This is a genomic window from Streptomyces sp. TRM70350, assembly GCF_019219825.1.
GTDB lineage: Bacteria > Actinomycetota > Actinomycetes > Streptomycetales > Streptomycetaceae > Streptomyces.
Genome location: NZ_JAHUXH010000017.1, coordinates 72622 through 97110 on the forward strand (window position 1 = coordinate 72622; position 24489 = coordinate 97110).

Below are 24489 nucleotides of genomic sequence, written 5' to 3' on the forward strand. Positions count from 1 at the left end.
GTCACAGGCCGCAGTCCGGGGGGACCGTTGAATCAGTTGGTGTTCAGACTGCTGGGTCCCCTGCACGTCGAGGCCGACGGGGTCCCACTGCGCATCAAGGGCAGACGGCAGTCCACCGCGCTGGCGATGCTCCTGTTGTCCGCCGACCGGATCATTTCCGTCGACACCCTGGTCGACGCCGTCTGGCCGGAATCACCCCCGGCGACCGCCCGCAACCAGATCGCCATCTGCGTGGCGACCCTGCGCAAGACGTTCAAGGAGGCCGGCGAGAGCGAACTGCTGCTCACCTCCCCGCCCGGCTACGTCCTGGCCCGCGGCGAACACCGCATCGACGTCATGGAGTTCCTGCAGCAGGCCGAACACGGCCGTGACGCCGCCCGGCTCGGACGGGCCGAGGAGGCGTGCATCCTGCTGGAGGAGGCGCTCAGCAAGTGGCGCGGCCCGGCCCTCGACGAACTGACCGGGGAACGGATCGAGGCCGAGGCCACCCGGCTCGAACAACTGCGCCTCGACCTGATCGAGGAGCGCGCCGGGCTGATGCTGCAACTGGGTCGGCACCGGGCGCTCACCGGCGAGCTCGGCGAGCTGGTCGCCCGGCACCCGCTGCGGGAGCAGTCGCGCGAGCACCTGATGCTGGCGCTGTACCGCTCCGGTCAGCGCGCCGAGGCCCTGGAGGTCTTCCGGCAGGGCCGCCGACTGCTCAACGGGGAACTCGGCATCGAACCCGGCCCGCCGCTGCAGCAGTTGCACGACCTGATCCTGCACGACTCGCCGGAACTGACCCGGCCGCCCGCCGCGGTACCGGCCGCGCCGGTCACCGTCCAGACGCCCGCCCAACTCCCGGCCGACGTACGGCGATTCACCGGACGGCAGCAGGAGCTGGCCGCACTCGACAGACTGCTCAAGGAGCCGTACCATCCGCACGCGCCCGCCGTGGCGACGATCGTCGGGGTGGCCGGCGTGGGCAAGACCGCGCTCGCCGTCCACTGGGCGAGCCAGGCGGCCGAGCGCTTCCCCGACGGCCAGCTCTTCGCCGACCTGCGGGGCTACGACGAGGAGAACCCGCCGGTCTCCCCGTCCGCCGTACTGGACCGCTTCCTGCGGGCCCTGGGAACGCCCGCCCCGCAGATACCCGAGGAGCGCGACGAGCGCGCGGCGCTGTTCCGCAGTCTGCTGAGCACCCGCAGGGTGCTGATCCTCCTCGACAACGTACGGTCGTTCGCCCAGCTGAGGCCCTTGCTCCCGGGGGGCGGGCGCAGCGTCGTCCTGGCCACCGGGCGCGAGGCCCTCGACGACGTGACCGGCGACTACACCGCTCTGCGCATCCGGCTGCGGGTCCTGCCACAGTCCGAGGCCACCACGCTGCTCACCAAGATCGCCGGCGCTGACCGGTTCGGCAGCGACCCGGTGGCCCTGGAGCAGCTGAGCGCCCTGTGCGACCGGCTGCCGCTGGCGCTGCGCATCGCCGGGGCCCGGCTGGCCGCCAAACCCGGGCTGAGCGTACGGGGGCTGGTGGAGCGGCTGCGTGACCAGCGGCGGCGGCTGGACGAGCTGAGCCCGGAGGAGGGCGGGGTGCGGGCGGGGTTCCGTCTGACCTACCGCGACCTGTCCCCGGACGCCGCCCGCATGTACCGCCGACTCGGGCTGCTGCGCACCGCCGACTTCGCGGCGTGGGTCGCCGCGGCCACCGTGGAGACCGATCTGTGGCACGCCGAGGAACTGCTCGACCAGCTCGTCGACGCCCAGTTGCTGGAGGCCGTCGACCCGGTGCCGGGCCGGGCGGCCCGTTACCGCTTCCAGGACCTGCTCCAGCTGTTCGCCCGCGAACGCGCGGAGGCGGACGAGACGCAGCAGGAGTGCGACGACGTACTGGAGCGGACCTTCGCGGCCTGGCTCTGGCTCGCGGAGGAGGCCCATCGGCGCCTGGCCGGGCGCGAGTTCCCGGTCGGCCGCCCCGCGGAGCCGGCGCCCAGGTTCCTGCGGAGCGCGGCGGACGACCTGCTGGCCTCACCGCTGGACTGGTTCGACTCCGAGCGCGCCGCCGTCACCGACGTGGTGGTGCACGCGGCGGAGCTGGACCGGGCCCGGTACGCCTGTGCCCTGACCGAGAGCGCGGTGCTGCACCTGGAGACGCGCAACTACCTGGAGGACTGGCAGCGGTGCGCCGAGGCGTCCCTGTCGTCGGCCCGCCGCACCGGCGACCGGGCCGGCGAGGCCACGATGCTGCGGCTGCTCGGCTCGCTCGCCATCTACCAGCGGCGCTATGAGCTGGCCGAAGGGCGCAACATGGCCGCGCTGCGGCTGCTGCGGCAGATCGGCGAACCGCACGGGGCGGCGCTCGCCCAGCGCAACCTCGCCATGTGCGCCCGGTTGCAGGGAGACTGGGAGCGGGCGCTTGAGCACTGCCGGGCGGCGCTCGACGGTTTCGCCACGGCCGGGGACGTCGGCAACCAGGCCCACCTGCTGGGCTACCTCGCTCAGATCGAGCTCGACCGCGGCCAAGTGGGCCGGGCGCTGCCGCTGGCCGTGGAGGCGGTCGCCCTGAGCCGGCGTGCCGGATCGGTCCGCGCGGAGACCCAGAGTGTCTACCGGCTCGCCGAAGTACGACTGCACGCCGGTGAACTGGACCTGGCCGCCGAGTCCTTCCACGACGTGCTGCAACTGGCCCGCAAGGAGGGTGACCGCGTCGGCGAGGCCCACGCCCTGCGGGGGCTGGGCGAGACCCAGTGGAGCCAAGGCCTCCTCCCGACGGCCGAGCGCACGCTGGAGCAGGCCCTGGAGATCACCGAGGAACTGGCCGACCGCTTCCTGTACGCCCGGGTCCAGACGGACCTCGGCTGCGTCGGGGCCCTCGGCGGTGACCGTGCGGCGGCGGCGCGGAGGTTCGAGCGGGCCTACGCCGCTCTCGGGGAGGTCGGAGCGCAGCCCTGGCGGGCGGGCGTCCTGCGGCTGATGGCCGCCGTACGGGACGGCGCCGTGACCGGCAGCGAGGCGGAACGATGCTTCACGCCGCAGGCCTTGCGTCGGCTGCTGTCGGACGGTAAGGGCTGACCGCCTGGTCCGAGCCGACGGAAGGTACGGGCGTGCACGGTGGTGAGGTCGGAACCGTGTGTTGCTGCTCCGGCTCCACGGCACCCGGCCTTCACCACCGCAGGGCCGGAGCTCGGTCGGTGCGGTCGCTGAGGATCCGGCCGACTTGGCGTGGCGCCGGGCGCGGGCCGGAACAGGTGGCCCGGCCGTGTGCGTCGCGCGTCCGCGTGCTGCGGCTGCGGGCGGGATGGTGGTACGGGGCGTGCGTGCCCGCTCGGTGTGGAGGCGGGCCGTACGGGGTGCGGTCGCGGGCCATGCGGCCGACTCCGGTGTGAGCACCGAGTCGTCGCTGCCCACTACGAAAGGCGCGTGCGGACCCTCGGCGGGTCACCCCCAGGGCATGTCGTCCTCAGCTGTGGCCGACGGCTCGACCGGCTTGACGATGCCCCAGGGCATGTCGCCCGCCGTCACGGTGGTCGAGTGTGCGGTGGTACCCAGCCCGGCGCCGGTGCCCGTGACGAGTCCGGCCAGAACGACCAGACCTGCTATCGCCGCCCGCTTCGCCGTCCGAGTGCTGCGCATGGAGACTCCCTCTGCCAGTGGACCGTACAGCCGCTCTCTGCGGTGTGAAGGGACACTAGGGACGCCTCCTATCGAATCATTGTCCCACCGATTTCACGCCTCGGAGCACTCGTGAAATCGACACGACATCGGGAAAACAACGGGTCCCTCTAGCTTCGTTCGCAGATTCTTCGCATGAATCACGAACGGGGATGTCATGGAATTCCGAGTGCTCGGGCCGGTAGAGGTGCGCCACGGGCGACACCGGGTGCCGATCTCCGGGACGAAGCTGCACACCGTGCTCGCGGCACTCCTGCTGGCCCGCGGCGAGGTGGTGTCCGACGACCGGCTGAGCCGGCTGCTGTGGGGATGGACGCCACCGGTCACCGCCAGCGCCCAGCTGTACACCTATGTGTCCAGGCTTCGGAAGATGCTCGGCGATGACATACTCATCGACCGCAGGCCACCTGGATATGCCATGGCCATAGGAAATTCCTTGGTCGATCTGTTCGCATTCGAAGAACTCGCGCGCGTGGGACGGGAAGCACTCTTCGCGCACGACCACGAAAGGGCCGCCGACCTTCTCCGGGACGCGCTTGCGCGGTGGAGCGGCCCGCCCCTGGCGAACACCACCGAGCATCTCGCGGAGGCCGAGGCACCGAGTCTGCTGGAGGCCCGCACCGCCACTGTGGAGTACCGGATCGCGGCCGATCTGGCGCTCGGTCGGCACGAGCAGATCACCGCCGAGCTCACCGGGTTGGTGGCCGAATTCCCGCTGCGCGAGCGAATCCGCACCCAGTTGATGACCGCGCTGTGCCGCAGTGGCCGGCAGGCCGACGCCATCCACGTCTACCATCACGGCCGCGCCGCGCTGGCCGAGGAGCTCGGCGTGGACCCGTGTGAGGAACTGCAGGCGACCTACCGGGCCCTGCTGGAGGGCTCCCTCGCCCGCCTGCCGCAGGCCCACGCCCCTGCACGGGCCGCGCACCCGGCCGATCCGGGCGCGGGCGACGCCCCCGACGGCGCCGGCGCGCCGCACGGCGTCCCGGCGACGCTGCCCCCGGACACGGTCGACTTCACCGGCCGGGAACGCGAACTCGACCTGCTGCACCGCGCGCTGGCCCCGAACGCCGACACCGCCGACCGCCCGCGACGGGTCCTGGTGACCGGGATGGCCGGGGTCGGCAAGACCGCGCTGGCCGTGCACGCCGCCCACCGCTGCAAGCGCTACTTCCCCGACGGGCAGCTCTATGCCGACCTGCGCGCCCCGGACGGCACGGTGCGGCCCGCCGGCCTGGTGCTGCTGCACCTGCTCAGGGCCCTCGGGCTGCCCCAGGACGCGCAGGCCGCCGACGACACCGACGAACTGGTCCGCCTGTACCGGGAACGCACCGGCGGACAGCGGCTGCTGATCCTGCTGGACAACGCCGCGGGCGCCGCGCAGCTCGGCCCGCTGCTGCCCAACACCCCCGAACCGGCCGTCCTCGTCACCGGCCGCACCGCTCTGCCCACCATCGCCGGGGCGCACACCGTGGCCCTGGACCCGCTGGAGGACGGGCCGGCGCTCCAGTTGCTCGCGGCCGCCGCGGGACCGGACCGGATGGCCGCGGCGCCCGGTGCGGCCGGCGTCATCGTGGAGCACTGCGCCGGACTTCCGCTGGCCCTGCGGATCGTCGGCACCCGGATCGCCGCCCGCCCGCACTACGCTCCGGACCGGCTCGCCCGGCGGCTCGCGGACCCCGACACCCGCCTGCGCGAGCTGCACTCGGGCGACCTCGACGTGCACGGCGCGCTGCTGCCGTCGTGGCGGGGCCTGCCGCCGGCGGCCCGCCGGGCGTTCCCCGCACTCGCCGGCCTCGGGCTGCGGCCGTTCCCCGCGGTGGAGGCGGCGCGGCTGCTCGGGCTGCCCGAGGGGGACGCCGAACTGCTGCTGGAGGCCATGGCGGACGCGGCACTGCTGGAGGTCAGCGGCGCGGACCGGTACGGCCGGCCCTGCTACCTGTTCCACCCGCTGGTACGGCTGTTCGCCCTCTCCCTGCCGGGCGAACGGGCGAGGGGCGAACCGGCGGGACGGTCGCCGCGCAGCGTAACCGGTGGCTAACCGGCCCGCCCTAGCCTCGCCCCTGCCCCGCGGCGCGACGCCCCCGAAGCACCTGGCCCCGATGCCCCTTTCCGTCACTGCGAGTGGAGTTGGACCATGACCGAGCTCTTGCACGGCCCCGCCGACAGCGCCGCGCCCTTCCCGATGACCGAGACCCAGCAGGCGCTGATGATCGGCCGGGGCGAGGGCGTCGAGCTGGGCAGCATCGGCTGCTACGGCTACTTCGAGTGGGAGCGCGCCGATCTGGACCCGGAGCGTTTCGCGACGGCCTGGCGCCGGGTCGTCGCCCGCCACGACATGCTGCGCGCGGTGGGCCGGTTCGACGGTACCCAGCACGTGTTCGCCGAGCCCCCGCCCTACGACATACCGGTCGTGGACCTGCGGGACACCGACCCGGCGGACGCGCAGCGCCGACTCGCGCGGCTGCGGACGGAGATGAGTCACCAGGTGATCCCGGTGGGCAGCTGGCCGCTGTTCGACCTGCGGATCATCCGGCTGCCGGGGGAGGGGAACCTCAGCCGGATCCACCTGGGCATCGACCTCCAGGTGCTGGACGCGTCCAGCGCCTTCCAGGTGCTCTTCCCCGACCTGATCGACTTGTACGAGGACCCCGCGGCGCAGCTGCCCAAGCCCGGCATCACCTTCGCCGAGTACGCCCGCTGGCGCGCCGACGTCCTGCCCGCCACCGCGGCCTTCGCGGCGGCGCGCGACTACTGGCTCCAGCGGGTGCCGCAGCTGCCGCCCGCCCCCTCCCTGCCCGCCGGAGCCGCCCGGGACGGCGAGGTCCGCTTCGAGCGGCACGAGCACCGCCTCGCCGCCGACGACTGGCAGCGCTTCCAGCGGCTGGCACGGGAGGCGGAGCTGTCCCCGTCGATCCTGCTCACCGCCGCGTTCGCCGAGGTGGTGCGCTGCTGGGCGGAGGAAGCCGACTTCACCCTCAACTACCCGGTGTTCCAGCGGCCCCCGGTGCACGAGGACATCGGCGGCGTCCTGGGCGACTTCACCAACGCCGTCATGCTCACGGCGGACAGCTCCGGCGCCACTTTCCTGGACCGGGCGCACGCCCTGCGCGACCAGCTGCACCGGGACATGGAGCACGGCAGCTTCAACGGCGTCCGGGTGCTGCGCGAGCTGACCCGGCTGCACGGCGCGGGCGCCCAGGCCGGGATGCCGGTGGTCGTCACCAGCCTGCTCGACTACCCCGCCCGCCGCCCGGTCACCGACCTGGGACACGAGGTCTACTCCATCTCGCAGACCCCGCAGGTCTCCCTGGACGTACAGCTGCGCGAACTCGGCGGCGAACTGCGCGTCATCTGGGACTACGTCGACGGCGCCTTCGCACCCGGCTTCACCGAGGCCGCGTTCGGCGCCTACACCGCCCTGCTGCGGCGTCTCCTCGACGACCCCGGCAGCCTGCGCACCCGGCGCTTCGACCTGATCCCGCCCGCCGAGCGGGAACTGCGCCGCCGCGTCAACGACACCGCGGGCCAGATCCCGTACACCACCCTGCACGAGCTCTTCGCCGAGCAGGCCGCCCGCACCCCCGGCGCCGAGGCCGTCGTCGACGCCGGCCGCCGGCTGACGTACGCCGAACTCGCCGCGTACGCCTGGCGCATCGGGCGGCGGCTGCGCGAGGACGGCGTGCGGCCCGGCGAGCTGATCGCCGTCGTGATGGAGAAGGGCTGGGAACAGTACGCGGCGGTGTACGGCATCCTGGCGTCCGGCGCGGCCTACCTGCCGCTGGACGCGTCCGTGCCGCCGGAGCGGCTGCGCCGTCTGCTCGCCCAGGCCGGCGTGGACACCGTCCTCACCCAGTCGACGCTGGAGAGTCGGATCGAGTGGCCGCGGCACACCCGGCGCCACCTCGTCGACCGGGACTTCGAGAGCGGCGACGCCACCCGGCCCGAGACCGCGCAGACGCCCGCGGACCTGGCGTACACCATCTTCACCTCCGGTTCGACGGGCGAGCCCAAGGGCGTGATGGTGGACCACATCGGCGTGGTCAACCTGATCCAGGACGTCGCGCGGCGGTTCGGCGTGAACGCCTCGGACCGGCTGCTGGCCATCTCCGGACTGCACTTCGACGCCAGCGTCTACGACGTGTTCGGCGTGCTCACGCAGGGCGGCACGGTGGTGATCCCGCCGCCGTTCGGCCACGCGGAACCCGACGTCTGGGCCGGTCTGGTCGCCGCCGAACGCGTCACGCTGTGGAACTCCGTACCGGTGCTGATGGAACTGCTCGTCGGCGAGGCCGAGGTGCGCGAGCGGCGGGGCGGCGACCGGCCGCTTCGGTCGCTGCGGCTGTCGGTGCTCTCCGGCGACTGGATCCCGCTGACCCTCCCGGACCGGCTCCGCGCCCAGAGCCCCGGCATCCACGTCGTGGGGTCGGGCGGCCCGACGGAGACCATCTGCTGGTCGCTGTTCCAGCCCATCGGGGAGGTCGACCCGACGTGGACGAGCATCCCGTACGGCACGCCCATCACCAACCAGCGCTACTACGTCGTCGACGGCACCGCCCGCGAACGCCCGCTCGGGGTCGTCGGCGAGATGGCCGTGGCCAGCGACGTCGGCCTGGCGCTCGGCTACCTGGGCGACGAGGAGCGCACCCGCAACCGTTTCGTCCATCTCCCGGAGACCGGTGAACGCGCGTACCTGACCGGGGACCTGGGCCGCTACCTCCCCGACGGCAGCATCGAGATCCTCGGCCGCGACGACTTCCAGGTGAAGGTCCAGGGCCACCGCATCGAACTCGGCGAGATCGAGGCCGCACTGCGCCAGGACGAGCAGGTCGACGCCGCCGTGGTGGTCGCTCCGGCCAGCGCCCACGGTGTCCGCCGGCTGCACGCCTACGTCGTGGCCGGGCCGGGCGGCTCGGGCGAGCAGATCCTGGCACGGCTTTCCGAGCAGCTGCCGACGTACATGGTGCCCGCCGCTCTCACCGTGCTGGACGAACTGCCGCTCACCCGCAACGGCAAGGTCGACCGTCTGCTGCTGGCGGCCCGAGCCGGAGCCCAGCAGTCCGCCGAGGACTCCGCCGCGGACCGGGACACGGAGCCCGGCGACGCGCTGGAGCTGGTGCTCTGCGCGGCCGTCGGCGACATTCTCGGCCTGGACCACGTGGGGCCCGCGGACAACTTCTTCAAACTGGGCGGCGACTCGCTCAGCGGCACCCGCCTGGCCGGCCTCCTGCAGGAGCTGCTGGGAGTGCCCGTGCCGGTCAGGACCGTCTTCCGAACCCCGGTCGTCGCCGAACTCGCGGCGAAGATCGCCACCGACGAGGAGCACGGCGCCGAAGCGGTCGCGGCCGCGGAGGCGCTCAGCGAGCTGTCCCCGGACGACGCGGACGCCCCGCACTGACGGCACCGGCCCGCCGCCCGGCACCGGCGGGCCCGGTTCCGGCCGCACCACCGATCCACCCACTCCAGGAGGGACAGCCATGACGTTCACCTTGCCCGCGCCGGTCGACGCGCCGGCCGACGACCACTTCGGGCCGCACGCCGGGCCCGGACCGCACGCACCCGACCCGATCACGTTCGCCGGCCGCGCCGCCGCCCGGCTCCGGCAGACCGACGCCACGCTGTTCGACCTGCTGAACCGGGAGGCCGCCCGGCAGAACAACACCCTGATGATGGTCGCCGCGTCCAGCGTCGCCGACCCGTCGGTGCTGGCCTGCGGCGGCAGCACCCTCGGCAACCTCACCGCCGAGGGCTACCCGGGCGCCCGCTACCACGCGGGCTGCGGGGTCGCCGACGAGATCGAGCGGCTGGCGATCGAACGGGCCCGCACCGCGTTCGGCGCCCGCGACGCCATCGTCCAGCCGCACTCCGGGTCGTCCGCCAACCTCGCGGTGCTCACCGCGCTGCTCAGCCCCGGCGACACCCTGCTCGGCCTCGACCTCGACTGCGGCGGACACCTCACCCACGGCTCGCCCGCCTCGGTCAGCGGCCGCTACTACAACGCCAAGGGCTACCGCCTCACCCCGGACGGCCTGCTCGACTACGACCAGATCCGCGAACTGGCCCTCGCCCACCGGCCCAAGCTCATCGTGTGCGGGGCGAGCGCCTACCCGCGCAGCATCGACTTCGCCCGGTTCCGGGAGATCGCCGACGAAGCCAACGCCTACCTCCTCGCCGACATCTCGCACATCGCGGGCCTGGTCGCCGCCGGCCTCCACCCCAGCCCCGTCGACCACGCCCACATCACGACCACGAGTACCTACAAGCAGCTGTACGGGCCGCGCGGCGGGCTGATCCTGCTCGGCCGCGACGCCCGGCGGGCCGGCCCCGAACGCGGCACGCTCGCCGCCACCATGCGGCGCGCGGTGTTCCCCTTCACCCAGGGCACCCCGGACCTGGCGTCGGTCGCGGCGAAGGCACGCGCCCTGCACTACGTGGCCGGGCCCGAGTTCGCGGCACTCGCCCAGCGGCTCGCCGACGGCGCCCAGGCCATCGCCGAACGGCTCGTGCAGCGGGGCATGCGCCTGGTCACCGGCGGCACCGACACCCACATGGTCCTCATCGACCTGCGCGGCACCGGACTCACCGGAGATGTCGCCGAGGAGGCCCTGGAGTCCTGCGGGATCATCGTCAACCGCAACCGCGTCCCCGGGGACATGACCCCCGTGCGCACCACGAGCGGCCTGCGCCTGGGCAGCAACACCCTCGCCGCCCGCGGCATGGACCGCGCGGCCGCCGCCGCGTGCGCGGACCTGGTCGCCGACGTGCTCGACGCGCTGCGGGCAGGCTCCGGAGTACTCCCCGAGGCGGCACGGGCGGCGGCACAGGCCCGGGTCGTCGAGCTCTGCGCCCGCCACCCCCTGCCGGGGTACCTGTCGTGACGTTCAGCGGTTTCCCGCCCTCGGCCCCGCGCCTGTACGCGGAACTCGCCGCCGACAACACCAAGGAGGCCTGGCGGCTGCGCCACCGCGCGGTCTACGAGAGCGACGTGCGGGCCCCCATGGAGCAACTCGCCGCGGAACTGTCCGCGCACTTCGCCCCGGACGACGACGGGGTACGGCTGCTCGGCCCCGTCCGCGACACCCGGATGTCCCGCGACAAGTCGCCTTACAAGACGTACCAGGGCGCCTACCTCGACGTGCTGCCCGCCCTCGGCTTCTGGGTCCACCTGGACCGGGACGGGCTGTACGCCTCGGGGCGGTACTACCCGTACGCGACGGCCGAGATCACCCGGTACCGCGCCGCCGTCCAGGACGAGGACGGCGGCGCGGAACTCGCCGCGATCACCGCCCGGCTGACCGGGCAGGGCTTCACGATCGGCGGTGACCGGCTCGCCTCCCGGCCGCGCGGCGTGCCCGCCGACCACCCCCGGCTGGAACTGCTGCGGCACCGCAGGATCGACGCCGGCCGGCGTCTGGGTCCCGGCCCCGCCCTGCGGACGGCCGACGCCGCCGCGTTCGTGCGGGAGACCTGGGCGCAGGTGCGCCCGCTGCTCGACTGGGCCGCCGCCCGCGGGATCACCCCCCGACCACCGGACCGAGGAGCTGACCCGACGCCATGACCACGCACCCCGTCGACCTGCGCAGCGACACCGTCACGCGGCCCACCCCCGGCATGCGCAGAGCCATGGCGACCGCCGAGGTCGGCGACGACCTGTTCGGCGAGGACCCCACCGTCCGCGCGCTGGAGGACCGGCTGGCGGACCTGTTCGGCTTCCCCGGCGCGCTGTTCGTGCCCTCGGGGGTGATGGCCAACCAGATCGCGCTGCGCCTGCTCGCCGCCCCGGGCCAGGAGATCGTCTGCGACGCCGAAGCACACATCCTCGCCCACGAGGAGGGCTCGCCCGCCCGGTACGGCGGCATCCAGACGCGCACCGTGTCCGGTGAGCGGGGACTGCTGTCCCCCGAAGCGGTGCGGCGGATCCTGCGGCCCGGCAACGCCTACACCGTCGGCACCCGGGCGCTGGCGCTCGAACAGACCCACACCCGGGCGGGCGGCACCGTGTACCCGCTGGAGACCCTGCGCGCCCTGCGACGGCTGACTGCGCGGTCGGGCACGGCGGTGCACATCGACGGCGCGCGGATCTGGAACGCGCACGCCGCGACCCGCACGCCCCTGTCCGCGTACGGCGCACCGGTCGCGGACACCCTCGCGGTGTGCCTGTCGAAAGGGCTGGGCGCGCCGGCCGGGTCCGTCCTGCTCATGGCCGGCGAACACCTGGCGCGGGCCCGGTCGTTGCGGCACGGTCTCGGGGGCGGCATGCGGCAGGCCGGCATCCTCGCGGCCGCCGGCCTGCACGCCCTGGACCACCACCTGGAGCGCGTCGCCGAGGATCACGACCACGCGCGCCTGCTCGCCGAGGGCCTGCGGGAGGCGGGCTGCTCGGTGCGGGACCCGGAGACCAATATCGTCCTCGTCGACACGCCCGGCGCCGAGGACGTCGTGAGACGGGCGGCGTGGGAGGGCGTACTGGTGACCGCGCCCGGACCGGACGTGCTCCGGCTGGTCACCCATCTGGACGTCGGACGACGGGCATGCCGTCGCGCCGTCGAGGTCCTGGCGGCGGCCGTCCGTGCGGACCGCCGGGAGAAGAGCGGGCCCGCGCAGACGGAGCCCGCACCGCAAGGGAAAGAGAGCGAAGCAGCCTGATGACTCTGGAAGTTCTGCCGGCGACCGCCGAGCGATGGAACGATCTGCGGGCGGTCCTGCAGCCACGCAAGAGCGCCCACACCTGCTGGTGCATGGCCTGGCGGCTGACCACGGGCGACTACGGACGGATGACCGCCGACGAGCGGGGCGAGCACCTGCGCTCCCTCGTCCAGGCGGCCGACCCGCCCCCCGGCGTCCTCGGCTACCTCGACGGAGAGGTGGCCGGCTGGTGCAACGTCGCCCCCCGCAAGCAACTGGACCGCCTCACCTCGTCGAAGACCATCCCCGAGGTCGACGACCTGCCGGTGTGGTCCGTGACCTGCTTCGTCGTCCGCAAGGAGTTCCGCGGCCGGGGCGTCGCCTCGGGGCTGCTCGAAGGCGCCGTCGCACACGCCCGCGCCCACGGCGCTCCCGCCGTCGAGGGCTATCCCGTCGACCCGGAGGGCGGCCGGGTCAACCCGACGCTGGCGTACGTCGGCACGATGGAGATGTTCGAGCGGTCCGGCTTCCGCCGGGTGCGCAGGACCGAGGCCAAGAGCGACAAGCGCTACCGCTGGGTGATGCGCCGCGACCTCGACTGACCCGGCGGCCGCCGGGACGGGCCAGGGGCTTCCGCCGGTCGGGAGCCCCTGGCCCGTCGTTCTTTCAGGTGCCGTGCGCGGCGATGTCCCACAGGTGGGCCGGCCGGCCGCAGCGCAGCGCCTCCCAGGCCGCCCGCCGGTAGCACCCGGCCACCAGCCCGTCGCGCACCAGCCCCGACGCGCCGTGTAGATGGACGGCGTCCCGGGTCACGTCCAGGGCGGTCTCGGCGGTCAGCGCGATCAGTCCGGCGGCCTCCCCGCAGGTGAGCCGCCCCTCGTCGAGGTCCTTGGCGGCGTCTTTGACGGCCCAGCGCACCGCGTCGAGCCGGGCCAGGAGACCGGCCACGCGCAGCCGGGGGACCTGATGCCTGACCAGTGCCTGTCCGAACTGCCGCCGGCTCCTGATGCGGGAGACCACGGCCGTCAGCGCGGCGGCGGTGATGCCCGCGAGGAGCGACGCCTGGTGCACGGCGGCCCGCAGCCCCACCCGGGCCAGGGCCCGCTCGGCGGCGACCCCTTGGAGCAGCACGGCCCCGGCGGGCACGCCGGCCTGCTCGAACACCGCCCCGGCGACGGCGCCGCCGCCGTGGTCGGGCAGTGGGCGCACCACGACCCCGGCGGCCGGCAGCTCCACGAGCGCGACGCACGGACCGTCCGGCCCGGAGGCCAGGACCAGCAGCGACCCCGGCTCGACCCCGGCGGCGAAGGGCCCGGCGGTGCCGTCGAGGACGATGCCGCCGCGGTCCCCGTCGGGCTTCCAGGTGATGCCCGGCGGCACCGCACCGCGCGGGTCGGGCAGCCGGCCCGGCACCGCGACGGGGTGCATGCCCTCCCGCATCCGGTCCAGGAGCCCGTCCAGCCCGTCCCGCGCCGGCGGGCCGAGCGCGGACAGCAGGTCGAGCGTGAGCAGGGTGTCGGTCAGCGGGACGGACCGCATCGCGTTGCCGCCCTCCTCGCACACCATCGCGACCACGGCCTGGCCGAGGTCGAGGCCGTCCATGCCGATGGGCAGCGGGAACTCCCAGGCGCCCACCTGTGTCAGGGCCTCCCAGGCGTGCCCGGCGGTGCCGGCGGTCTCCAGGCCCTGGCGCACGGTGAGCCTCAACTGCCGGAAGAGGGCGTCCTCCTCCTCGCGCTCGCGCCACCGCTCGGCGGGCACCCCGCCGACGGCCTCCCGCTGTGTCCCGTGCGTCACGGCCGTACCTCCGCCCCTGAGTCGAGACGCAGGCGGGCCAGCGTCTCCAGCATCATCTCGGCGGTGCCGCCGGATATCCGCATCCCGGGGGCCTCCCGCAGCGCCGAGTCCAGTGGATGTGCCACCCCGTCGGCCCCCGGGGCGTCGAGCGTCATGCTGTGGTCGCCGTCCAGCTCGGCGGCCCACCAGGCCACCTCGGCGGCCAGCTCGGTGGTGTACCACTTCGCCGCGGCGGCCTCGTCCTCGTTGAGCTCGCCGCGGTCGAGACGGGTCAGCACCCGCCGTACGAGCGTGCCGGCGGCCAGCAGCCGGGCGTTGAGCTTGGCCAGGCCGATGTGGTCGTGCTGGCCGGCCTCCAGCCGGTCGGTGTGACCCTCCAGCCGTTCCACGGCGGCGCGGTACCAGCGCAGCGCCTTGACGTAGTAGTCCAGCCCGGTCCGCTCGAACGCGAGGGTCTTGACGACGATGGCCCAGCCCTGGCCGATGGAGCCGACCACGTCGTCGGCGGTGACGACGACACCGTCCAGGGTCACCTCGTGGAAGGCGTCGTCGCCGATCCCGGCAATGGCCTTGATCGTCACGCCCTTCTGGGCGAGGGGCACCAGGAACAGACTGAAGGCGTCGTTCTCGCCGCGCGCCAGGCACAGCCCGTAGTCCGCCAGTCCGGCGAACAGCGAGTGCACCTTGGTGCCGTACAGCTTGTAGCCGCCGGTGCCGTCGGAGACGGCACGGGTGGACAGGATGTTGAGGTCGGAGCCGGCCTGCGGTTCGCTGAAGAGCACGCAGCCGAACGCCGTTCCGGACGCGAAGCCCGGCAGGTGTCTGGCCTTCATCGCGTCACTGGCCACGTTCAGCAGGGTCGAGCCGACGATCTGCACGGTCAGCGTGTGCAGCAGATCGGGGACGTCGTGCATCGCCAGTTCCTCGACGAGGACGGCTGCGGCGACCTGGCTCACGCCGCGGCCGCCGTACTCCTCGGGCCACTGCGGGGCGAGCAGCCCGGCCTCGCCGAGGGCCCGGTGGACCGGGCGGGGGTCCCTGGTGCGCCGGGCGGCGGCGACCGGAGCGGACACCAGGACGTCGTGGATCTCCTCGCGCAGGACGCGCATCGGCGTCCGGGGCGCGCCGTCACCGCTGCGGACCAGTCCGCAGTCGGCGGGCGCGCGGTAGAACTCGGTGGTGAGCAATGGAACTCCCAGGGGCTAGCGGGTGATCCCGGGGGCGGCGGGGGAGGCGACGGCGCGTCGCAGAACGTCCTCGACGCCGGTGAGCAGCGCCGTGACGTCCTCGGGCGCGGCGGCCCGGTGGTTGAACTCGGCGGTGCCGCCGATCTCGCCGTCGCGTTCGACCAGGCCGACGCAGGCGAAGGTCCTGGCGGGGTCGGGACTGTACAGCTGAAGGTGGCGCGCGGGCGGTCCGGGCAGCTGGCTCACCTCGATTCCGGGCAGGGCGAACGGCACGGCGGGGTAGTTGTGGAGGGCGAACAGCACGCTGTACGGCTGCCTGCCCCCGGCGCACAGCTCGTCGACGGGCAGCCGCTGGTGGCTCAGTGCGTCGGCGACCGCCGCCCGGGTGCGGTGCAGCAGTTCCGTGAACGACGGTTTCCCGGACAGGTCGACCTCCACCGGCACCACCGTCGTGAACTGCCCGACCGCGCCTTCGAGCGGGGTGGCGAAGCGGCCGGCCGACGGGGTACCGACGACGGTGTCCGTCCGCCCGTCGCGGCGGGCCAGCACCACCGCGAGGGCGGCGAGCAGCGTCATGAACGGCGTGGCGCCCTGCGTGGCACCGAGCGCCAGGCCCGCCTTGAGCGCGCTGCCCGGCTCGTGGCCCAGCCGCACCGGCAGATGCCCCCGCTCGAATCCGCCCGGTGCGGGCGCCGCCATCCGCCTGCGGGCCGACCCGACACGGCGGCGGGCCAGTTCGGCCTGCCCGTCCGGCGCGGCAAGCCACCGCCGCTGCCAGGCGGCGTAGTCCGTGAACTGCAGTTCCGGCGGGGCGAGGCTTTCGGGGCCGTGCAGATACCCGGCCGCCAGGTCGGTGAGGAACACCCCGGACGACCAGCCGTCGAAGACCGCCAGGTGCGAGGCGAGGACGAGGACGTGCTCGTCGGGGGCGAGAGTCAGCAGCCGGAACCAGCTGGTGCGACCACCCTCCAGGGACAGCGGCGTCCCCGCGCTCTCGCCGAGGTGGCGCCGCACTGCGTCCCGCCGCGCCTGCGCCGAGTGGTCCGAGAGGTCCGCCCGGGTCAGACGCAGGCAGGGTGCGTCGTCCACGGTCAGCAGCGGTCCCGTGCCGTCCGGGGCGTCGTCGATCCGGGTGCGCAGCGCCTCGTGCCGGGCCAGGACGCCGGTGAGCGCCTCGCGCAGCCGCCCGTGGTCGAGGCGTCCGGTGAGCCGTACGGCGTGCGACCCGGTGCCGGCGCCCGGCTGCCGCCGTTCGCCGTGCAGCAGCCGGGCCTGGAGGGCGGTCGCGGGGACCGGCCCCGCGCCGGAGCGCGGGGCCGGCCGGGCGGGGACGGGCTGCCGGGCGGACAGCAGCATCCTGGCCAGTTCGCGTTTGGCCTCCGGCAGCGCGGCGAGCGCCCGGTCGACACCGGCGCCGGTCGGCGCGGCCATCACGAGCCGTCCGGGTTCTGCAGGGAGCTGAGCAGCGCGGCGGCCTCGTCGTCGCTCATGTTCTCGATCTGGTCGAAGACCGCCAGCAGCCGGTCCTGCTCGCCCGCCGCCTCGGCCTGCGCGGCGCGCACCAGGTCGGCGAGACCCGCGACCGTGGGCCGCCCGAAGAAGTCGGCGAGCGCGATGTCGATGCCGAACACCGCCCGGACCCGGGACACCACGATCGTGGCCTGCAGCGAACTGCCGCCCAGGGCGAAGAAGTCGCCCTCGACGTCAGGGCTCTGCCACTCCAGCAGCGGTGTGAGGATGTCGCGGCAGATCTGCTCCTCGACGGCGTCGCGCGGAGCCGTGCCGTCGGCGGCCTGGTCGACCGGCAGCGGCAGCGCCGCGGTGTCGACCTTGCCGTGCGGGGTGAGGGGCAGCTCGTCCAGGACGACCACGACCGGCACCATGTAGCCGGGGAGCCGGGCGGCGGCGTAGGCGCGCAGGCCCTCGGCGTCGGCGACCTCCGAGGCGTAGGCCCCGACCTGCTCGACGGTCACGTACGCGACGAGCATCCGCTCGCCGCCCGCGCCCGGCTGGGCGACTGCGACGGCCTGCTGCACCGAGGGGTGCCCGACGAGGACGGCCTCCACCTCACCCGGTTCGATGCGGTGGCCGCGCAGCTTCAGCTGGCGGTCGGTGCGGCCGAGGAACTCCAGGTTCCCGCCCGGCAACCAGCGCACCAGGTCGCCGGTGCGGTAGAGCCGCTCGGTCTCCGGGCCATCGGCGAACGGGTTGGTGACGAACCGTTCGGCGGTCAGATCGGGCCGGCCGAGATAGCCGCGGGCGATGCCGGGACCCGCCACGCACAGTTCGGCGGGCACCCCGGGCGGTACCGGCCGCAGCCGCTCGTCGAGGACGAACGCCTGGTGGCCGGGCATGGGGCGGCCGATCGGCGGGTTGCGGTCGTAGGCGCCCGCGCAGTCCATGAGGGTGACGGCGACGGTGGCCTCGGTGGGGCCGTAGCCGTTGACGAACCGGCGCTCGCCGGCGGTCCACTCGGCGACCAGCTTGCCGGGGAACGCCTCGCCGCCGACGGACACCAGCCGCAGGTCCGGCAGTCGGGCCGGGTCGAGCAGCGGCAGCAGCGCGGGCGGCAGCTCCGCCACGGTCACCGCGTCGTCCCGCATCCGGGCCTGCAGGAGGGCCGGGTCCCGGCGCTCGTCGTCGGTGGCGATGACCAGTTCCGCGCCGGCCAGCAAGGTGGTGAACACCTCGAAGACGGAGACGTCGAAGGTGAGCGGGGCGAAGTGCAGCACCCGGTCGCCGACGCCGATCTCGTACGCCCGGGCGATGGCACGGGAGAAGTGGGTGACCGAGCGGTGCTCGATCATCACGCCCTTGGGGGTGCCGCTGCTGCCGGAGGTGTACAGCACGTAGGCCAGGTCGGCGGGGGACGACGTCGGCGTCAGGGACGGCACCTCGCGCACCGGGGCGGTCGAGCCGGCCGGGACGAGCTCCAGCGGCACCGGCAGCCGCGCCGCGTCGTCGACCAGGGCGTGCCTGACACCCGCGTCGGCGAGGACGGTCCTGGTGCGCTCGGCGGGCGCGGCCGGGTCGACGGGCACGTAGTGGGCGCCGGACTTGAGGATGCCGAGGAGGGCGGCGACCGCCGCCGGTCCGCGCCCGAGGCAGACCGCCACCGGGTCGCCGTGCCGCACGCCGCGGTCGCGCAGGCGGTGGGCGATCGCCTCCGACCAGCGGTCCAGGGCCGCGTAGTCCAGCGTCGTCGCGCCGTGCCGGACGGCGACGGCGTCCGGTTCGATGGTGGCCCGCTCGCGGAAGGCCCGGTCGAGCGTGGTGGTCCAGGCGCTCTCGTCGACGGGACCGCCCCGGGACAGCTCGCGGGCGTGCCGGGAGGCGGCCGGCTCCTCCACCAGGCTCAGCTCGCCGATACGGATGTCGGGGTCGTGCGCGACCTGCTCGATGACCCGCCGGAACGCGGCGAGGAGCGCGGAGGCGGTGCCGTGCCGGTACAGCGAGGTGTTGTACTCCAGCGACAGCTCCAGCCCGTCGTTCTCGCCGACGAGGAAGCTCATGTCGAACTTGGCGGCACCGTCGTGGAGTTGCTCCACGGCGAAGGCGACCCCGGCGGCCTCGGTGGTGTGCGTGCCCCAGCGGCCCAGCGAGGTGAACTCGATCTGGAACAGCGGGTGGCGCAACGGGTCACGGACCGGCCGGACGGCCTCGACGACCTGCTCGAAGGGCAGCTCGCTGTTGGTGAAGGCGTCCATCACGGTGCCGGCGGTGCGCGCGACGAGCTCGCGGAAGGTGAGACCGTCGCCGACCTCCGTGCGCAGGGTGATCATCTGCACGAAGCAGCCGATGACGCGCTCCAGGTCCGGGTGCGGACGGGACGCGCTCGCCGTGCCCACGACGACGTCCTCGGTGTGCGTCCAGTGCCGCAGCAGCGCGTTGAAGGCGGCGAGCACGGTGGTGAAGACCGTGGTGTCGGAGCCCTCCGCCACCACTTTCAGCTTGTCCAGCAGTTCCTGCTCCAGCGTCAGCGTCAGACCACGGCCGTCACCGCGGGTCTCGGGGCTGCGCGGATGGTCGGGCATCACCTCGGTGGCCGCGGCGCCGGCGAGCAGCTGCCGCCACTTGTCGGCCAGCGCCCTGCGGTGCTCGGCGTTGTCGAGCTTGGCGCGCTGCCAGGCGGCGAAGTCGGCGTACTCGACGGGCGGGGCACCGGCCTGCGGGCGGCGCCCCTGGGCGGCCTCGGCGTAGCAGGAGGTCAGCTCCTCGGTGAAGATCCGCGTGGAGCCCGGGTCCCACACCACGTGGTGGACCACCCACAGCAGGACGTGCCGCTCCTCGCCCAGGCGCACCAGGTGGGCCCGGACGGGCGGGACGACGGCCAGGTCGAAGGGCGCCGACGCGCAGGACGCGGTGAGCTCGGCGAGGTCCCGGTCCGGGTCGTCGCTGCCGGTGAAGTCGCTGGTCTGGACACCGAGGACGAAGGCGGGCACGGGCTCCTGCCACGGCACTCCGTCCACCTCGACGAGCTTGCTGTGCAGCACCTGGTGGCCGGCCACGACGGCGTTGAGCGCCTCGTGCAGCGCGGCCCGGTCGAGCGGGCCGTCCAGGCGTACCGCCAGGGCTATGTTGTTGCGGGCCTTGCCCGCGCCCAGCCGGTCGACGAACCACATCTGCTCCTGCTGGAAGGAGGCGCGGGAGCGCGGCCCGTGGTCGGCCCGCTTGAGTTCGTCGCGGTGACCGACACCGGCGGTCATCTGGTTGCGCATCCGGCCCAGCAGCCGGGAGCGCTGTCCCTGGGGCAGCCGGCCGAGACGTTCGGCGAGGTCAGACATGGGTTCCTCCGTTGCGGTGCAGTTCGGCCAGCAGGGCGGCGAGCCGGTCCGGCAGATGCTTGGCGAAGTAGTGGCGGCCCCCGGGGATCACGGCGAGCCGCAGGTCGCGGGCGTACCGGCCCCAGGCGCGATGGCCCTCCTCATAGCCCCGGGTGGCGTCGTCGGCGTCGCCGATGACGCAGGTCAGCGGGGTGAGAAGCGGCTGTGCGTAGCCGTCGGGGGTCCGGGCGAAGAAGCGGGCGGCCTCCGTCATGTCGTGCCGGACCATGCGCAGCACGGCCGACAGGTCGCTGTCGTCGAGGACGCCGTCGAAGCCGTCCATGGTGGTCAGGTAGCCGACCAGGTCGTCGTCGGTGGAGATACGTTCCATCTCCAGGGCGAAGGCAGGGTCGTCCTCCGGCAGGGCGGCCGCGAGGTGCAGGGCGACCGGCCGCAGCCCGTCGCGCTCCAGGACCCGGGCGGTCTCCAGGGCGGTGACGACCCCGGCGCAGTGCCCGTACACCGCGAACGGCCCGGTGACGGTGCGGGCGATCTCGCGGGCGGCGAGCTCGGCGAACTCGGTGACCGGCAGCATCGGCCCCGGGTTCAGCGGGTCGTGGCCGGGCGGGGACACGGCCAGCAGCTCGATGTGGGGCGGGAGATGGGCGGCCAGCGGCTGGTAGGCGATCGCGTCGCCGCCGCCGTGCGGGAAGCACACCAGGGTGAGCGCGGCGGGGGCGCCTGTGGACGGGGGAGTGAGCCGGTGCAGCAGCCGGTGCGCCGCCGGATCGCCGCCGTGCCCGGCCAGTTCGGCGGCGCGGGCGGCGAGAGCGGCGGGGGTCGGGTTGCTGAACAGGTCCACCACCCGCAGGGCGCCCGCCCCCGGCAGCGCCTCGGCGACGGCCCGCACCGCCCGGACGGCCGCGAAGGAGTCGCCGCCCAGGGCGAAGAAGTCGTCGTCGGGCCCGACGGCCGGCAGGCCGAGGACCTCCGCCCAGACGGCCGCGACACGCTGTGCCGCGAGATCACCGCCGGCTGCCTGGGCGGGTGCCGCCGCCGGGGCCTGCGGCGCGGGCAGGGCCTTGCGGTCGACCTTGCCGTTGGGGCTGAGCGGCAGCCGGTCCAGCACGACGAGTTCGGCCGGGACGCAGTGCGGCGGCAGCACGGTCCCGAGGGCGGCGCGCAGCGCGGCCGTGTCCGGGCTCGCGCCCTCCTCCGGGACGACGTACCCGGTCAGGCGGGCCGAGCCGGCGGCCTGCCGGGCGACGACCACGGCCTCGCGGACACCTGGCTGCTCCCGCAGGGCGTTCTCCACCTCGCCGGGCTCGATGCGCAACCCGTTGAGCTTGATGCGGAAGTCGGTGCGGCCGAGCAACTCGATGGTGCCGTCGGGCCGGTAGCGGGCGAGGTCGCCGGTGCGGTAGAGCCGTTCGGTGCGACCGGGTTCCAGCTCGACGTGCACGAACTTCTCGGCGGTCAGGTCCGGCCGGTTGAGGTAGCCGCGCGCCAGTCCCGTCCCGCCGAGATGCAGTTCGCCGGGCACGCCGACCGGGACGAGCCGGTCGGCCGCATCGAGGATGTAGGTGCGCTGGTTCGCCATGGGGCGGCCGTACGGGAGTTTCGTCCAGTCGGGTGCGACGCGGCCGACGCGGTACTCCACGGAGTGGATGGACGCCTCGGTCGCCCCGCCCAGCGCGGCGAACGCCACCCCGGGGGCGAACGCCCGCAGCCGGTCCGGCTGGGTGACGGGGATCCAGTCGCCGCCGAGGAAGGCGGCCCGCAGGCCGGGCAGCGTCGGCCCGCAGGCGTGCTCCAGCTGGTCGAGGAAGAGGCCGAGCAGCGCGGGCGCGGAGTTCCACACGCTGACGCCGTGCCGCTCGATCAGGTCGGCCCAGTGCGCCGGGTCCTTCGCGGCGGCCGGGTCGGGCAGGACGATCGTGCCGCCGGCGGCGAGCATGCCGAGCGTCTCGTACACGCTCATGTCGAAGCTCGGCGAGGACAGCGCCAGCACCGCGTCACCGGGCCCGATGCCGTAGGAGCGGTTCAGGTCGAGCAGGTTGTTGACGACCCCGCGGTGCTCCAGCGCGATGCCCTTGGGGGTGCCGGTGGAGCCCGACGTGAAGATGACGTACGCCAGGTCCCGGGACGTGACCGGGACGGCGGGCCGGGTCGCGGGCAGCGACTCCAGTTCCCTGCGGTCGGCGTCCAGCAGGATCCGGGTGGTGCCGGGGGCGAGCGGCAGCCGGCCGACCAGCTCCGCGTCGCAGACCACGATCGGCGGTGCCGCGTCCCGCAGCAGCAGGCCCAGGCGCTCGGCGGGGTACTCGGGGTCGAGCGGCACATAGGCCGCGCCCGCCTTGAGCACCGCCAGGATCGCGGTCACCAGCCCGGGGCCGCGCCGCAGGCACAGGGCCACGGTCCCGTCCGGTCCCGCGCCCGCCTCGGCGAGCCGGTGGGCGAGCCGGTTGGCGCGCTGCTCCAGCTCCTTGTAGGTGACGCTCCAGCCGCCCAGCCCGCCGCAGACCACGGCCGCGGCGTCGGGCCGCCGGTCGGCGTGCTCCTCGAACAGGTGGTGCAGGCAGGCGTCCTGGGGGAACGGGGCGCGGGTGGCGTTCCAGTCGTCCAGGGCGGCCCGGCGCTCGGGCTCGGTGAGCAGCGGCAGCGCCGACAGCGGCTCGGCAGGTTGTTCGACGGCCGCTTCCAGGGTGGTGAGGAAGTGGCCCAGCAGCCGGTCGACGGTCGTGGCGTCGAAGAGGTCGGTGGGGTACTCCACGAGGGCGCGCACGGCGCTGCCGGTGTCGTGGACGCTGATCATCAGGTCGTACTTGGCGGCGCGGGAGGAGAAGTCGATGGGCTCGGTGGCCAGTCCGGCGAGGCCGGGCGCGGTGTCCGGGGTCTCGTCCAGCAGGAACATCACCGAGGTCAGCGGCGGTCGGCTCGGATCGCGCGGCATGCCGAGCGCGTCGACGATCAGGTCGAACGGCAGCTCCTGGTGGGCGTACGCCCGCAGCGTGGTGTGCCGCGTGGCGCGGACCAGCTCCGCGAAGCCCGGGTCCCCGCCCGTCCTGATGCGCAGCGGCAGGGTGTTGACGAAGAAGCCGATCAGGTCGCTGAAGGCCGGGTGGTCGCGGCCGGAGACGGAGGTGCCGACGACGATGTCCTCCTGCCCGGTCCAGCGCCGCAGGGTCGCGGCGAAGCCGGCCAGCATGGTCATGTAGAGGGTGGCGCCCTCCGACCTGCCGAACTCCCGGAGCCGGGCGATGAGTCCGGGCGGCAGCTCGATGTACCGGGAGGCCCCGGCATGAGCGAACACCGCAGGGCGCGGCCGGTCGGTCGGCAGGTCCACCGGGGCGGCGCCGGCGAGTTCCTCGCGCCAGAAGCCGGTGAGCGACTGCAGCCGCTCGCCGCCGATGCGCCCTCGCTGCCAGGCCGCGAAGTCCGCGTACTGCAGGGCGAGCGGGGGCCGGGGGCGGCTCCCGGCTCCGGTGCGGTCGGCGTAGGCGCGTTCCAGCTCCGTCGCGAGCAGCCGCATCGACCAGCCGTCGGTCACGATGTGATGGAGGTTCAGCACGAGGACGTGGTCGTCGGGGGAGAGCCGGGCCAGCGAGGCGCGCAGCGGGACCGCGCCCGCGAGATCGAAGGGGGCGGAGGCGTCCGCGTCGTAGAAGGCCCGGACGGCCGCCTCGTCGGGCAGCTCGGTGACCGGCAGCGGCAGCCGGTAGCCGTCGATCACCCGCGGCACGGCCTCGGGCGCGCCGGGCACGTCCTGGTAGACGGTCCGCAGCACCTCGTGCCGGTCCACCACGTCCTGGAGCGCGCCGTGCAGGGCGGCGACGTCCAGGGGACCACGGATCCGGGTCGCGACCGGCACGTTGTACGCCGGGCTGCCGGGCTGGAGCTGGTCGATGAACCACAGGCGGCGCTGGGCGAAGGACAGCACCGGTGCCGCGTCCGGGTCGCGGGGCGCCGGATCGGGGTCCTCCCGCACGGCGGCACGCCCCCCGGTGCGGCCCGCGAGGGCCTGGAACAGTGCCCGGCGGGACTTCGGCAGTGCGGCTATGCGTTCGGCGAGGGACTCGCTCACCTTGTGCCTCCGTGCGTCTGGTGAAGAGGGATACCGCAAGGGGTGCGGGGGAGGGGCCGGACGGCGCGGGACGCGGGTACGGCGGGGTGGGGCAGCCGAGGACAGTCGTGCGGTCTGTTGGGGTGGGGCGGTGGGGATGGTGGTGCGGTCTGTTGGGGTGGGGCGGTGGGGATGGTGGGGCGGCGGGGAGGGTGGTGCGGTCTGTCGGGGTGGCGGCGTCGGCTCTTCGCTGTGCTTCGGCCGCCGCTCGGGCGAGGGCCGCATGCCGCTGCGGCGTGCCGGGCCCCCGGGGCCGGTGGGTGCGCCCGGTCCCGCGAGTGCGTACGGATCCGCCGGTGCTCCCGCACGGGTGCGGAGCGGGTGCCGGACCGGCCGGCACCCC

At 74.3% G+C, this 24489-nt stretch carries 13 protein-coding genes; 7 read left to right on the forward strand and 6 right to left on the reverse strand.

Annotation, left to right across the window (positions count from 1 at the left end; all coding sequences use genetic code 11):
- The first annotated feature begins 39 nt into the window (after positions 1-39).
- Positions 40-3051 carry a BTAD domain-containing putative transcriptional regulator gene (locus KWI83_RS23965; RefSeq protein WP_218516448.1) on the forward strand — a complete coding sequence of 1004 codons (3012 nt, stop codon included), beginning with the start codon at positions 40-42 and terminating at the stop codon, positions 3049-3051.
- A gap of 366 nt (positions 3052-3417) precedes the next feature.
- Here the strand turns inward: KWI83_RS23965 and KWI83_RS23970 are convergent, their stop codons facing one another.
- Positions 3418-3612, reverse strand: coding sequence for a hypothetical protein (locus KWI83_RS23970; protein ID WP_218516449.1), 195 nt, complete (start codon positions 3610-3612; stop codon positions 3418-3420).
- A gap of 196 nt (positions 3613-3808) precedes the next feature.
- On the opposite strand from KWI83_RS23970, the gene KWI83_RS23975 reads away from it, so the two are divergent.
- The 6 genes from KWI83_RS23975 (at position 3809) to KWI83_RS24000 (ending at position 12878) form a co-directional block, all read left to right on the forward strand.
- Positions 3809-5692, forward strand: coding sequence for a BTAD domain-containing putative transcriptional regulator (locus KWI83_RS23975; RefSeq protein ID WP_218516450.1), 1884 nt, complete (start codon positions 3809-3811; stop codon positions 5690-5692).
- Between the two features lie 96 nt (positions 5693-5788).
- A complete protein-coding gene (locus tag KWI83_RS23980; protein WP_218516451.1) occupies positions 5789-9049 on the forward strand; it encodes a non-ribosomal peptide synthetase in 3261 nt (1086 codons plus the stop codon).
- Between the two features lie 79 nt (positions 9050-9128).
- Positions 9129-10529: a serine hydroxymethyltransferase gene (glyA, locus tag KWI83_RS23985; protein WP_218516452.1), complete on the forward strand. Its 1401-nt coding sequence runs from the start codon at positions 9129-9131 to the stop codon at positions 10527-10529.
- A complete protein-coding gene (locus KWI83_RS23990; protein ID WP_218516453.1) occupies positions 10526-11209 on the forward strand; it encodes a DUF2461 domain-containing protein in 684 nt (227 codons plus the stop codon). The genes glyA and KWI83_RS23990 overlap by 4 nt, the downstream gene beginning before the upstream one ends.
- The gene (locus KWI83_RS23995) at positions 11206-12297 is read left to right on the forward strand and encodes a low specificity L-threonine aldolase (protein ID WP_218516454.1); all 1092 of its coding nucleotides are present in this window, start codon (positions 11206-11208) and stop codon (positions 12295-12297) included. Before KWI83_RS23990 ends, KWI83_RS23995 begins: the two co-directional genes overlap by 4 nt.
- Positions 12297-12878, forward strand: a complete 582-nt coding sequence (locus KWI83_RS24000) for a GNAT family N-acetyltransferase (RefSeq protein WP_218516455.1) — start codon at positions 12297-12299, stop codon at positions 12876-12878. The genes KWI83_RS23995 and KWI83_RS24000 overlap by 1 nt, the downstream gene beginning before the upstream one ends.
- A gap of 64 nt (positions 12879-12942) precedes the next feature.
- Here KWI83_RS24000 and KWI83_RS24005 read toward each other — a convergent pair whose 3' ends face one another.
- Genes KWI83_RS24005 through KWI83_RS24025 form a run of 5 tightly spaced genes read right to left on the reverse strand, consistent with a single transcriptional unit; the run spans position 12943 to position 24107 of the window.
- Positions 12943-14073: an acyl-CoA dehydrogenase family protein gene (locus KWI83_RS24005; RefSeq protein WP_218516456.1), complete on the reverse strand. Its 1131-nt coding sequence runs from the start codon at positions 14071-14073 to the stop codon at positions 12943-12945.
- Entirely contained in the window at positions 14070-15260 is a 1191-nt protein-coding gene (locus tag KWI83_RS24010) for an acyl-CoA dehydrogenase family protein (RefSeq protein WP_218516457.1), read from the reverse strand. Before KWI83_RS24010 ends, KWI83_RS24005 begins: the two co-directional genes overlap by 4 nt.
- Positions 15261-15275: 15 nt before the next feature.
- The gene (locus tag KWI83_RS24015; protein WP_218516458.1) at positions 15276-16691 is read right to left on the reverse strand and encodes a condensation domain-containing protein; all 1416 of its coding nucleotides are present in this window, start codon (positions 16689-16691) and stop codon (positions 15276-15278) included.
- Positions 16691-20044: a non-ribosomal peptide synthetase gene (locus KWI83_RS24020; RefSeq protein WP_218516459.1), complete on the reverse strand. Its 3354-nt coding sequence runs from the start codon at positions 20042-20044 to the stop codon at positions 16691-16693. The genes KWI83_RS24015 and KWI83_RS24020 overlap by 1 nt, the downstream gene beginning before the upstream one ends.
- Positions 20037-24107 carry a non-ribosomal peptide synthetase gene (locus KWI83_RS24025; RefSeq protein WP_218516460.1) on the reverse strand — a complete coding sequence of 1357 codons (4071 nt, stop codon included), beginning with the start codon at positions 24105-24107 and terminating at the stop codon, positions 20037-20039. The genes KWI83_RS24020 and KWI83_RS24025 overlap by 8 nt, the downstream gene beginning before the upstream one ends.
- Positions 24108-24489: the final 382 nt, after the last annotated feature.

Coding starts and splice junctions, on each gene's coding strand:
- KWI83_RS23970 (WP_218516449.1), bottom strand. CDS start 3,612: ATGCGCAGCACTCGGACGGCGAAGCGGGCGGCGATAGCAGGTCTGGTC.
- KWI83_RS23975 (WP_218516450.1), top strand. CDS start 3,809: ATGGAATTCCGAGTGCTCGGGCCGGTAGAGGTGCGCCACGGGCGACAC.
- KWI83_RS23980 (WP_218516451.1), top strand. CDS start 5,789: ATGACCGAGCTCTTGCACGGCCCCGCCGACAGCGCCGCGCCCTTCCCG.
- glyA (WP_218516452.1), top strand. CDS start 9,129: ATGACGTTCACCTTGCCCGCGCCGGTCGACGCGCCGGCCGACGACCAC.
- KWI83_RS23995 (WP_218516454.1), top strand. CDS start 11,206: ATGACCACGCACCCCGTCGACCTGCGCAGCGACACCGTCACGCGGCCC.
- KWI83_RS24000 (WP_218516455.1), top strand. CDS start 12,297: ATGACTCTGGAAGTTCTGCCGGCGACCGCCGAGCGATGGAACGATCTG.
- KWI83_RS24015 (WP_218516458.1), bottom strand. CDS start 16,691: ATGGCCGCGCCGACCGGCGCCGGTGTCGACCGGGCGCTCGCCGCGCTG.
- KWI83_RS24020 (WP_218516459.1), bottom strand. CDS start 20,044: ATGTCTGACCTCGCCGAACGTCTCGGCCGGCTGCCCCAGGGACAGCGC.